The following is an 11,796-nucleotide window of genomic DNA, read 5'->3' as shown; positions in this document are numbered from 1 at the left end:
GGCGCGGCTGGAGGAGGCCGGCGTGCTGGTCGGCTGCTTCCGCCCGCCGAGCGTCCCCGACGGCGTCTCCCGGCTGCGGCTGACCGCCCGGGCCGACCTGGCTCCGGAACGGCTCCGGGAAGCCGCCGGCCTGATCAACGGCCTGCTGTCCGAAACGGAGGTGCCCGCATGAACTACCACGTAGTCCGGGATCCGGACCAGGTCCGGGAAGTGCTGCGCCGGGTCGACGACTTCCTGCCTACCAACGCGCTCACCTCGGTGGTGCCGCTGAGCCCGGCGGCCCTGCGGATCCTCAGCCGCGCCCGCTTCGCCCTGCCGCCGGTGCTGGCCTCGGCCATCGGCGGGCTGCACCGGACGGTGCGCTCCGTGGTGGCCGGCTTCTTCACCCCGGCCAGGGTCGCCGCCATTGGCCCGCGGGTGCGCGAGCTGACGCGGAAACACGCCGAGGCTGCGGCGGCAGACCTGGCGCACGGGCCGGTGGACCTGGCCCAGGCGGTCGCGAAGCACATCCCGCCGGTGATCATGCAGGAACTGACCGGCTTCCCGCTGCCCGAGCCGGACGTGCTCAAGCGCTGGAGCCGGGACTCGCTGGAGCTGTTCTGGGGCTGGCCGGATCCGGGCCGCCAGCTCGAGTTGGCCGAAACCGCGGCCGGATTCTACACCTGGCTGCGCGCCGAGGTCATCGCCAGCCGCGGGGAGGACAACCTCTTCGGTGCGCTGCACGCGGCCGGGCTGTCCACCGCCCAGGTCTGCTCGCTGGGCTACTTCCTGCTGATCGCCGGGCAGGAAACCACGGCGCTGCTGATCGGCACCGCCCTCTACCGGGCCCTGCAGGACCCCGGCTGCTGGAGCCGGCTGGCCGGCGGCGGCTCCGGGGCCGCGCTGGTGCGTTCGGTGCTGGCCACCGAACCGTCCGTGCACACCTGGCGGCGAGCCTGTCCGCAGGACACCGTGCTCGGCGGCACCGAGCTGCCCGCCGGCGCCGAGATCCTGCTGGAGCTGGCCGGCCACCACGGGCCGGATGCCGGTCCCACCGCCTACTCGCTCTCCTTCGGCCACGGCCTGCACCGCTGCCTCGGGGCCAGGCTGGCCGAGCTGGAAAGCGTCCTGGCCGTGGAGGAGACCGCCCGCGCCCTGCCCGCGGTGCGGCTAAGCGGCCCGGCGCCTCAGTGGCTGCGCCTGCTCTCCTTCCAGGCCCCGCTGGCCGTGGCCGTGGAGGCACGATGAACTCCGGGGCGGCCGTGCTGCCGCCGCTGCTGTTCGTCGCCGGCACCGATACCGGCGTGGGCAAGACCGTCACGACGGCGGCGCTGGCCGCTGCTTTGTCCCTGCCCGCGGAGGACGGCGCGGGCACCCCGCCGGTTGGCGCCGTCGCGGCGTACAAGCCCACGCAGACCGGTGTCCTCGGCGGCGACCCGGGCGACATGGACGAAGTCCGGCGGCTGGCCGGCGTTGCCGCGGTCTTCGAAGGCATCCGGCTGCGGGCCCCGATGGCACCCCCGCCTGCGGCGGCCCTGGAAGGGGCCGTGCTGCCGGACCTGGCCGAGCACATCGGACGCATCACCGGACTGTCCCGGCAGTACGACCATGTACTGGTCGAGGGCGCCGGCGGGCTGCTGGTGGAGCTCGACGCCGCCGGGCACACCCTGGCCGACCTGGCCGCGGCCTTCCCCGGCCGCGCCGGCACGGTGGTGGTCTGCCGCAGCGGCCTGGGCACCCTCAACCACACGCAGCTGACCCTCGAGGCCCTGGCCCGCCGGGAACTGCCGGTGGCCGGGCTGGTCATCGGCTCCTGGCCCCGGGATCCGGACGCGGTGGAGCTGTCCAACCTGGAGCACCTGCGGGCACTGCCCGTCCCCTTCCTCGGCGTGCTGCCCGCCGGGGCCCCGGCGCTGACACCGGAGGAGTTCAGGGCCGGGGCGCGGGACTGGCTCGCCGCCCAGGGCCCGAGCCTCAGCCGGCCCTTTGCTTGGCGAGGGTCTGGAGCAGTTCGGCCGCCACGCTGATGGCGATGGCGGCGGGGTCCTTGCCGGTGACGTCCGGGAGCCCCATGGGGCAGCTGATGCGGTCGATGGCGGCGTCGTCATGCCCCTCGGCGCGCAACTTCCGGCGGAACCGGGCCCACTTGGCCGCCGAACCGATCAGGCCGGCCGGCCCCAGGTCGTCCCGGCGCAGCACCGCGTCGCACAGCAGGAAGTCCTCGGCGTGGTCGTGGGTCATGATGAACACGTGCGAGCCCGGCGGCAGTTCGCCCACAACCGAATCCGGAACGGGGCTGTGCCGGGGAAGGACATCCGCCGGCCCGTCCGCGACGTCGGCGAGCCGCGCCGGGCCGAGCTGAGCGGCCCTGCTGTCCACGAGGTACAGCCGGATGGGCAGCCGGGAAAGGATCCGGGCCAGCTCGTGCCCGACGTGTCCCAGCCCGAAAACGGCAACCGTGGGACGGGCGGGGAAAGGCTCGAGGAGAACGCTGGCCACGCCCCCGCAGCACTGCCGCCCGTGCAGGGTGGTGGCATGTTCGTTGAGCGGGAAGACCAGGCGTTCGGGGGCCGCGGTGCCGGCCACGAGCATGGTCCGCGCCCGGTCGATGACCGTCGCCTCCAGGTTGCCGCCGCCGATGGTGCCCCAGGTGGCCTCGGCACCGACCAGCATCTTCGCGCCGGCCTCCCGCGGGGCATGGCCGCGCACCTCGGTGACGGTCGCCAGGACACTCGGGGCGCCGTCCGAGCGCAACCGCTGGAGCGCCTGCAGCCAGTCCATCTCAGCCCGCGGCGGTCGGGGCCTGTGGCGGCGCGGACCCGGCCCCCACCTGCACGGTGGTGTCGGCGGCCGGCGAAGCCGGGGGTTTGCCCCGGGCCTCCTGGACCGCCCAAAAGACAGCCTCCGGAGTGGCCGGGCTCGCCAGCCGGACCTCCCGGTTGCCGGGGCCGAACGCGGCCACCGCCTGCCTCAGGGCCTCCCGGACGCTGAAAGCGAGCATCAGGGGCGGTTCACCTACCGCCTTGGACCCGTAGACCACGCCGCTTTCGGTGGCCTGCTCGAAGAGATGGACGTTGAACTCCTCGGGCATTTCCGAAAAGCTGGGCAGCTTGTAGGTGCTCGCGGACTGGGTGGCCAGGCGTCCCCGGTGCTGCCCGTCGGACACGTCCCAGCGCAGGTCCTCCAGGGTCAGCCAGCCCACGCCCTGGATGAAGCCGCCCTCGATCTGTCCAATGTCGATGAGCGGGGAGAGGCTGTCGCCGACGTCGTGGATGATGTCGGTGCGCAGCAGGCGGTACGCGCCGGTGAACGCGTCCACCTCGACCTCGGAGACCGCCGCCCCGTAGGAGAAATACTTGAACGGTTCGCCCTGCATCCGGGCGCCGTCCCAGTGCAGCCCTTCGGTGCGGTAGTAGCCGGCCGCCCAGAGCGGGACCCGCTGGAAATAGGCGTCGTTAACCAGGTCGGCGAAGGCAATGTCCCGGTCGTGGAAGCCGAGCCCGGTGACCGTGCCATTGGCGAACCGGACGTCATCGGGGTGGATGTTCAGCTGGCGGGCCGCCACCTCGGCCAGGCGCGCGCTGATCTGCTCGCAGGCGTCCTTGACGGCCCCGCCGTTGAGGTCGGCACTGGAGCTGGCCGCCGTCGCCGAGGTATTGGGCACCTTGTCCGTGCGCGTCGGTGCCAGCCGGATGAAGTCCAGGGGCACGCCGAGGGCGGTGGCGGCCACCTGGCGCATCTTGGTGTGCAGCCCCTGGCCCATCTCCGTGCCGCCGTGGTTGACCAGGATCGAGCCGTCCTTGTAGACGTGCACGAGCGCGCCGGCCTGGTTGAACGCCGTGAGGTTGAAGGAGATGCCGAACTTCACCGGGGTGACGGCCAGGGCACGCCGGGTGTGCGGGTGCGCGGCGTTGAAGGCCGCGATCTGCTCCCGGCGGCGCTCGACGTCGGCGCGTTCGAGCACCTGCTGCCAGATGGTGTGCAGCCGCTCGGCGTGCCGCACCGGCTGGCCGTAGGGCGTGCTCTGCCCGGGCCGGTAGAAGTTGCGCCGGCGCAGCTCGGCAGGATCCATCCCCAGCAGCGGGGCGCACCGGCCCAGGAGGTCCTCGATCACGAGCATGCCCTGCGGCCCGCCGAAACCCCGGAAGGCCGTCTGCGAGGTTTTGTTCGTCTTGGCGATCCGGCCGTGGACGTGCACGTTGGGGATCCAGTACGCGTTGTCGATGTGGCACAGGGCGCGGGCCAGGACCGGCTCGGACAGATCCAGGCTCCACCCGCCGTCGCTGGTCAGCGTGGCCTTCAGGGCCTGCAGGCGGCCTTCCCCGTCAAAACCGGCTTCCCAGCGGGCGTGGAACGGATGGCGTTTTCCGGACAAGGTGATGTCCTGGGTGCGGTTGAGCCGCAGGCGCACCGGCCGCCCGGTCAGGACGGCCCCCAGGGCCGCAACCGCGGCGAAACCGTGCGGCTGCATCTCCTTGCCGCCGAACCCGCCGCCCATCCGCAGGCACTGCACGGTGACCTCGTGGCTGCGCAGGCCCAGGACCTGGGCCACGATCTCCTGCGTCTCCGAGGGATGCTGGGTGCTGCTGTGGACGAACACCTGCCCGCCCTCGTCGACGTAAGCGAGGGAAGCGTGGGTTTCCAGGTAGAAGTGCTCCTGGCCGCCGAACTCGATCCCGCCGGAGAACCGATGGGCGGCACCGGCCAGGGCGGCGTCGGCGTCGCCCCGGCTGACGGTCGGCTGGTGGCCCTGGAAGCTGCCCGCCTCGATGGCCTCGGTGAGGGTCAGCAGCGACGGCAGCGGTTCGTAGCCGACCCGCACTGCCTCGGCCCCCAGGCGCGCTGACTCGAGCGTCTCCCCCAGCACCCAGCACACGGCATGCCCGTAGTACATGACCTCGCCGGGGAACAGCGGCTCGTCATGCTTGGTTCCTGAGTCGTTGAGGCCGGGCACGTCCGCCGCGGTCAGGACCCGGACCACTCCCGGGAGCTGCAGCGCCGGCGTGCTGTCCAAGGAAGTCACGCGGGCGTGCGCATGCGGAGCCTGGACCGGCCAGGCATGCAGCACGTCCTGGTTCCGGACCACGAGGTCGTCGGTGTACAGCGCGGTGCCCGTCACGTGGAGGGTGGCGCTCTCATGAGGAACCGGCACTCCTACAACGGGATTGACGGGACGGTCGGCCAGAGATTTCACTTAGTTCACCTCCGGACCGGCGGCGGAACGGGTCTGCGCATAGAACTTGAGCATCGCCTGTTCAAGCATGGCCGAGCGGTATCGGGCACTGGCCCGCAAATCATCGATGGGGGTGCCCTCGGTGGCCATCACGGCCGCTGCGGCCGCGGCAACCTCCCGGGTCCACGGCCGTCCGGCCAGGGCCTGCTCGGTGCGCAACGCCCGGATGGGTGTGGCGGCCACTCCCCCGAGGCCGATCCGCACGGAGGAGATCGTTCTGCCGCCGGGTCCGTCGTCGAGCTGCAGGGCGAAGGCTGCGGCGACGCTGGAAATGTCATCGAAGCGCCGCTTGGCGATCTTGTAAAAAGCGGTGCTTTCCGCCAGCGGCAGCGGGATCCGCACCGCCCGGAGGAACTCGCCGGGTCTCTTGACGCTCCGGCGGTATCCGGTGAAGTACTCCGCAAGCGCCACCTCCCGCTCCCCGTTGCCGGAGGCCAGGACGACGGAGGCGTCCAGGGCCAGCAATGCCGGAGCCGAATCGCCGATGGGTGAAGCGGTCGCGAGGTTGCCGCCAAAGGTGGCGGCATTGCGGATCAGCCGCGAGGCAAACCGGGGGAAGAGCTGGCTCAGCAGCGGCACCCGTCCGGCCAGCCCGCGTTCGACCTCCGTCAGCGTCAGGGCAGCCCCGATTTCGATCCGGTCGGATTCGACCTTGAGCATCCGCAGCGGCTCGAGCCGGTCGACGGCCAGCGTCAGCAACGGCCGTACGTGCCGGAGGTTTGCCTCGACCCCGAGGTCGGTGGCACCGGCCACCAGCGTGGCCTCCGGATTCTGTTCGAGCCGGTCAATGAGTTCCTCCATGCTCGCCGGCCTGACGAACTGTGCCCCGCCGGCCGCCGTTTGGGTGGGCCGGGCCTGCGGCGCGGGGCGGCCCTGCCGAAGGAACAAAGGGTCGGTGTCCGCCGGGGCGCCGAGCGCGTAGGCTGCGTCGCGGATGGGCCGGTAGCCCGTGCACCGGCAAAGGTTGCCGCTGAGGGCATGCAGGTCAAAGCCGTTTGGTCCGTTTTCGTGATCGGTCGCGTGCTCCTCGCCCACTGTCGCCGGCCCGGTCTGCCCTCCGCTCTGCCCCCGGCGGGAACCGGCGGCGTCCCGCCCGGGACGGTAGTACTCGGCGGCCATGGAGCAGACAAAGCCCGGAGTGCAGTAACCGCACTGGGATCCTCCGCGGTGAGCCATTTCCCGCTGAACCGGATGCAGGTCCTCGTCGGCGCAGGGTCCCGGAGCGGTGCCGAGGCCCTCGGCGGTAATGATTTCCTGGCCGTCGAAGGCCAGGGCAGGCGGCAGGCAGGCATTCACCGACGTCCACCGGCTGCGGCCGGGCCCGTCCGGGCGGGCCACCAGCACGGCGCAGGCACCGCACTCGCCCTCGGCGCAGCCCTCCTTGGCTCCGGTCAGTCCTTCCGCCCTTAACCAGTCGAGCAGCCGGGTATGCGGACCCACCGCGCCACAACTGCGGACCTGGCCGTTGACCGTGATCTGGACACCGTCCATGTCTCATCTCCTCAGGTCCCCGCCTCGGGGACGGTCTGCCAATAAGTCACCGGCGCACGCCGCGGCGCTGCTTTCGACCACTTGCGTGATACACGTCATATCACGGTACCGCGCGCAAGCGGTCGCGGTACCCTGCCCGCACCGGGTCGGACGTCCCGCCCGGGCTGCCCCAGTCATGCGGAAGTTACCCCCAACCGTCACGGCAACTGCGGGAACCCGGCCTGTTCGTCGTATTCGTCCCGCGCCTGCAGGATCTTGGCCGCATGCTCTTCGGCCCAGAGCCTGACCGCATCCAGCGGCTCCAGCAGGGTCCGGCCCAGCGGGGTCAGCGCGTATTCGACCCGCGGCGGAATCTCCGGATAGACCTGCCGGCTCACCAGCCCGTCCCGCTCGAGGGTCCGCAGGGTCTGGGTCAGCACCTTGGGCGTGATGCCCTGCACCGCGCCGCGGATCACGGAAAACCGTTGCGGCCCGTCCTTGAGGACCTGGAAGACCAGGGGCGTCCACTTGTCGCCAATGCGCTGCAGCACCACCCGCGACGGGCAGTTCAGGTTGAGCACATCGAAACCGGGAACAGCAGTATCCATAAGGTAACTGTATTACGTTGAGGTACTCGGTATCCGATTGATACTTTCGACGCGGTGCCGGAACCGCCGGCAGGAAGTCGAAGGGAGACCCAATGAAGATCGCTGTCTACGGAGCAACCGGCATGGTCGGATCCGAAATCACCGCCGAGGCGCTGCGCCGCGGCCACGAGGTCACCGCCATTACCCGCAGCGGCTCCACCGTCGAAGGCGCCTCCGCACAGGCGGCGGAACTGGGCGATCTGGACGCCTTCCGCCAGGTCGCCGCCGCGCACGACGCCGTCGTCGTCTCCGTCTCGCCGGACCGCACCGGCAAGCCGCACGACTCCCTGGTCGCAGCCCACCGGGCCATCGCCGGCAGCACCGTTCCGGCGCGCGTATTCGTTGTCGGCGGCGCCGGCGCTACGGAAGTCGGCGGCGTCCAGCTCAAGGACATGCCGGACTTCCCCGAGCCTTACAGGCCCGAAGCCGTAACGATGGGGCAGGTGCTGGACACCTACCGGGCCGCGGCCGGGCTGGACTGGACCATGCTGGCGCCCGCACCCATGATCGCCCCGGGCGAGCGGACAGGGTCCTACAAGACGGGCCTGGATGCCCCGGCCGGAGACTCGATCTCCAGCCAGGACTTCGCCATTGCCGTGCTGGACGAGCTTGAGGAGCCGAAGCACCGCAACCGGCGCTTCACCGCCGCCAACTAGCATTCGCAAGCCCCAAGAGGCGGCATGAGGGCCGCCCGCACCAGGCGGGCGGCCTTCCCCGCCCGCGGGCCTGCCGGACCCGGGTGTACGGACGCTTATGCCGCCCGGGCGGTGGTGTGGAACGCCAGCAGCTTCCAGCCCGCTTCCGGCCGAACCCAGACCGACGTGGTCAGCGTATCCAGCTCGCGCAGCTGGCCGCGGGAGGTGATCCCGGCCCGCATCGCCCCGGAGATCCAGGCCGCGCCCCCGGCGAGCACCACCCGTTCCAGCTCGTGCTCGATCCGGTGGTACTTCACGGTTCCGCTGCGCAGCGCGTCCAGCAGCGAGTCCTTGCCGTCCCGCCGGCCGACCGAATGGGTGTAGACGAGCCGGTCGTCGCACAGCCCGGCGAAGGCGTCGAGGTCCCCGTCGAGGAGCGCCTGCATGCGCCGGGCCTCCGCTGCACGCAGGCTTGCTTCGAGCCCCGAGCCGTCCGGGCGGGCGCCCGCCTGGTCATGCATCACGTCCGCCTTCCAGCCAGCGCTGCCGGCTCCGGCTCCCCCGCCGGGTCGGCGGCCAGCCCCGACTCCAGGACCACCTGCACGGTCGCCTCATAGTGCGCCCGCAACAGGGCCGCCAACCCCGCGGCATCCCGGGCCAGCGCCGCCTCCAGGATGCTTCGGTGTTCCCGCTCCACATCACGCACGGCAGCCGCCGCCGACGGAGCAGCCCACCGCCGGTACAGCTCCGTGGAGCCGGCCAGGTTCGCCGCCAGCCTGCTCATGGCCGGACAGGCAGCAGCCTCGAGGATCTTGGCGTGGAACGCCTTGTGTGCTGCGGTCCACTCTTCGGTGATCCGTTCGGCAGCAGCCGGGTCCCTGCGCGGGACGCGCGAGAGGTGATGGTGTGCCGCATTCAGTTCCGACTCCCACTGCAGATCACCACGCTCCAAGGACAGCCTGGCAGCCAGGGCTTCGGAGACGCAGCGCAGTTCGGTGACGTCGCCGAGTTCGCGCAGGTCGAGCTGCGGAACGAAGAACCCCCGGTTGCGGCGGGCGGCCACCAAGCCATCCCCGGCCAGCCGCGCCAGCGCCTCCCGGACCACCGTGGTGCTGGTGCCGAACCGCTCCGCCAGCACCGCGGGCCGGAGCCTCTCCCCCGGCTTCCATCCACCGCCGAGAACGGCACTCCTGATCTCATCGGCCGTTCGGGAACCTGCCATGACAACTCCTTCAGCGGAAACCAGCACCACAAAGAAAACGAGATAAGCAAGATTATATATTCTTCATTGACAAATGTACTATCCCGCCAATAGTCTGTGACCAGCCGCACTTTGGAAAGCCGGGCCGGCAGGCCCGCCTGCCGACCCGCCGCTACCGCACTGCAGCAGCGCGAACCACTCACCGGCGCACTGGCCGTGAAAGGACCCTGGACCATGAATTACGCAAGCTTTGTTGCCTTGGACGGTTCCCCTACCTGGGGCATCGTCGCCGACGGCACCGCCTACGACCTCGGCCCCAGCGGGGCGAACCTGGCCCCGAGCCTGCGGGCCGCCGTCGAGCAGGGCATCTTCGGCACCGTGGCCGGGGAACAGTACCGCACCGCCCCGGCGCGGGCCGAGGAGGAGATCGAGTACCTGCCGGCCATTACGGACCCGGGCAAGATCCTCTGCATCGGCGTGAACTACCGCAGCCACCAGCAGGAAACCGGCCGGGCCGCGCACCAGGCCGAGCAGAAGGCCCCGACCGTCTTCACCCGCTTTGCCGATTCCCAGATGGGCCACCGGCAGCCCGCACGGATGCCGGCGACGACGAACGAGTTCGACTACGAGGGCGAAATGGCCCTGGTCATCGGCAAGGAAGCCTTCCACGTGGCCGAGGAGGACGCCTTCGACCACGTGGCCGGCTACGGCGCCTACAACGACTTTTCCGTCCGCGACTGGCAGCTGGCCACCACGCAGTGGACCCCGGGCAAGAACTTCCCCGGCACCGGCGCGTTCGGCCCCTACCTGGTCCCGGCCGCGGACCTGGGCGACGTCGACAAGCTCACCCTGGAGACCCGGGTCAACGGCGAAACCCGCCAGAAGGCCTCCGTGGCCGACCTGTACTTTTCCATCCCGCAGCTGATCAGCTACGTCACCGGCTTCACCCGGCTCTCCCCCGGCGATGTCATCGTCACCGGCACCCCCGGCGGCGTCGGCCGGTTCATGACCCCGTCCGGCCTGCTCGCCGAAGGCGATGTCGTCGAGGTCGAAATCACCGGGCTGGGCGTGCTGCGCAACACCGTCGAGCGCGTTTCCTAGGACAAGCCTGCGGCGCGGACCTACGGAGGAAAAGGACATCCGGATGGAGAATCTCAGCGAAACCGACGTGCTGGTAATCGGAGCCGGGCCGATCGGGCTCACCGCGGCAAACCTGCTGGCAGACCAGGGCGTGCGCGTCATGCTCGTGGAGCGGCATGCCGGCACCAGCGATGAACCGCGCGCGATCAGCGTCACGGATGAGACGCTGCGCGTCATGCAGCAGATCGGCATCATGGACCGGCTGGCTCCGGAAATGCTCATGGACACCGGCGCCCGATACTACGGGCGCAAGGGCCAGCTGCTGGCGGAAGTCCGGCCGGCCAGCCCGCGTCTCGGGCAGCCCGGCAAGTCCCAGTTCGACCAGCCGGTCATGGAGTCGCTGCTGCTCGAGGCCGCCCGCAAACGGCCGCTGATCGACATCCGGTTCAACACCGAGGCGTTCCGGATCACCGACGGCCCCGGCCACGTGGACACCGTGCTGATCGACGGCGAGGGCAAGAAGACGGTGCGGTCCAAGTGGATCGTGGCGTGCGACGGCGGCCGCAGCCCGGTCCGCGCCCAGCTGGGCATCCCGATGGAAGGCTCCACCCAGACCCAGAAGTGGATCGTCGTCGACATTGTCAATACCCCGGGCGAGCCGGAGAAGTTCGCCGAGTTCCACTGCAACGGCAGCCGGCCCGCCGTCGTGGTGCCCGGGGTCAAGGGCCGCCGCCGTTACGAGTTCATGCTGCTGCCCGGCGAGGATGCGAAGACCGTGACCCAGCCCGAGGCGATCATCTCCCTGGTCGCCCCGTTCCAGCAGATCGTGCCCGAGGACATCCGCCGGGCCGCAGTGTACGTGGCCCACCAGCGCGTGGCCCTGAACTACCGGATGGGACACGTCCTGCTGGCCGGCGACGCCGCGCACATGATGCCGCCGTTCGCCGGACAGGCCCTCAACGCAGGCGTGCGCGACGTCGCCAACCTGGCCTGGAAGGTCGCCGCGAACGTGCACGGCACGGGAACCGACGCGCTGGTGGACACCTACGCCGCCGAGCGGCGTCCGCACGCGGTGGACATGGTGCGCCTGTCCGAACGGATCGGCAAGGTGGTCATGAACGTCAATCCCGCCCTGACGGCCCTGCGGGACTCGGCCATCGCGGCCCTGGGCGTTGTCCCGGCCGCCAAGAACTGGCTGGCCGGCATGAAATTCCTCAAGCAGCCCCACTTCACCGAGGGCTGCGTGGCCGCGCCGGCCGCAGACGTGCCCAAGTCCGCTGCTGCCCTGGTGGGCAGGCCGCTGTCCCAGCCGCGGGTGCGCCTGGCCACCGGCGGCACAATGGCGCTGGACACCGTGCTCGGCCCCGGCTGGGCCCGGCTGCGGTTCCTGCCCGGGGGCAGCATCGAAATCCGGCGCCTTGGCCGCGCAGCCAAGGACGACGGCGCCGAGCCCGTGCCGGCTGTCGACGCCTCGGGTGCCTTCGCGCCGCTGGCCGGCACAGGCGTGGTCCTGGTGGTCCGTCCCGACCGGTACGTGGCCGCCGCCACGAC

Annotated in this window: 11 protein-coding genes and 1 pseudogene; 6 read left to right on the top strand and 6 right to left on the bottom strand. The window is 70.9% G+C overall.

The window, feature by feature from the left end; genetic code table 11:
- From ACFQ36_RS16515 to bioD, 3 genes and pseudogenes are all read left to right on the top strand, one after another.
- A pseudogene (locus ACFQ36_RS16515) lies at window positions 1–172 on the top strand (8-amino-7-oxononanoate synthase); the annotation flags it as partial.
- A complete protein-coding gene (locus tag ACFQ36_RS16510) occupies window positions 169–1,227 on the top strand; it encodes a cytochrome P450 (RefSeq protein ID WP_377015491.1) in 1,059 nt (352 codons plus the stop codon). The pseudogene ACFQ36_RS16515 and the gene ACFQ36_RS16510, both read left to right, overlap by 4 nt.
- The gene (bioD, locus tag ACFQ36_RS16505; RefSeq protein WP_377015489.1) at window positions 1,224–2,006 is read left to right on the top strand and encodes a dethiobiotin synthase; all 783 of its coding nucleotides are present in this window, start codon (window positions 1,224–1,226) and stop codon (window positions 2,004–2,006) included. Before ACFQ36_RS16510 ends, bioD begins: the two co-directional genes overlap by 4 nt.
- Here bioD and xdhC read toward each other — a convergent pair.
- From xdhC to ACFQ36_RS16485, 4 genes are all read right to left on the bottom strand, one after another.
- Window positions 1,954–2,760 (bottom strand): xanthine dehydrogenase accessory protein XdhC, encoded by an 807-nt coding sequence (gene xdhC, locus ACFQ36_RS16500; RefSeq protein ID WP_377015487.1) that lies wholly within the window; start codon window positions 2,758–2,760, stop codon window positions 1,954–1,956. The genes bioD and xdhC overlap by 53 nt on opposite strands.
- A 1-nt stretch (window position 2,761) precedes the next feature.
- Window positions 2,762–5,173, bottom strand: a complete 2,412-nt coding sequence (gene xdhB / locus ACFQ36_RS16495) for a xanthine dehydrogenase molybdopterin binding subunit (protein ID WP_377015485.1) — start codon at window positions 5,171–5,173, stop codon at window positions 2,762–2,764.
- Window positions 5,174–6,703: a xanthine dehydrogenase small subunit gene (locus ACFQ36_RS16490; RefSeq protein WP_377015483.1), complete on the bottom strand. Its 1,530-nt coding sequence runs from the start codon at window positions 6,701–6,703 to the stop codon at window positions 5,174–5,176.
- Between the two features lie 197 nt (window positions 6,704–6,900).
- Window positions 6,901–7,290 carry a winged helix-turn-helix transcriptional regulator gene (locus ACFQ36_RS16485; protein WP_377015481.1) on the bottom strand — a complete coding sequence of 130 codons (390 nt, stop codon included), beginning with the start codon at window positions 7,288–7,290 and terminating at the stop codon, window positions 6,901–6,903.
- 92 nt (window positions 7,291–7,382) lie between these two features.
- On the opposite strand from ACFQ36_RS16485, the gene ACFQ36_RS16480 reads away from it, so the two are divergent.
- Window positions 7,383–7,985, top strand: coding sequence for an NAD(P)-dependent oxidoreductase (locus ACFQ36_RS16480; protein ID WP_377015479.1), 603 nt, complete (start codon window positions 7,383–7,385; stop codon window positions 7,983–7,985).
- Window positions 7,986–8,080: 95 nt separating this feature from the next.
- On the opposite strand, the gene ACFQ36_RS16475 is transcribed toward ACFQ36_RS16480, so the two are convergent.
- Window positions 8,081–8,485: a nuclear transport factor 2 family protein gene (locus ACFQ36_RS16475; RefSeq protein ID WP_377015477.1), complete on the bottom strand. Its 405-nt coding sequence runs from the start codon at window positions 8,483–8,485 to the stop codon at window positions 8,081–8,083.
- Window positions 8,485–9,186, bottom strand: a complete 702-nt coding sequence (locus ACFQ36_RS16470) for a GntR family transcriptional regulator (RefSeq protein ID WP_377015475.1) — start codon at window positions 9,184–9,186, stop codon at window positions 8,485–8,487. Before ACFQ36_RS16470 ends, ACFQ36_RS16475 begins: the two co-directional genes overlap by 1 nt.
- Window positions 9,187–9,399: 213 nt before the next feature.
- On the opposite strand from ACFQ36_RS16470, the gene ACFQ36_RS16465 reads away from it, so the two are divergent.
- Both ACFQ36_RS16465 and ACFQ36_RS16460 read left to right on the top strand, forming a co-directional pair.
- The gene (locus tag ACFQ36_RS16465) at window positions 9,400–10,266 is read left to right on the top strand and encodes a fumarylacetoacetate hydrolase family protein (RefSeq protein ID WP_377015473.1); all 867 of its coding nucleotides are present in this window, start codon (window positions 9,400–9,402) and stop codon (window positions 10,264–10,266) included.
- Window positions 10,267–10,309: 43 nt separating this feature from the next.
- The coding region (locus ACFQ36_RS16460) for an FAD-dependent monooxygenase (protein ID WP_377015471.1) at window positions 10,310–11,796 on the top strand (1,487 nt) is incomplete at its 3' end.

Source organism: Arthrobacter sp. GCM10027362 (genome assembly GCF_042679445.1).
Taxonomy (GTDB): Bacteria; Actinomycetota; Actinomycetes; order Actinomycetales; family Micrococcaceae; genus Crystallibacter.
The sequence above is the reverse complement of the archived record's forward strand: the minus strand, read 5'-3'. Positions and strand labels throughout refer to the sequence as shown.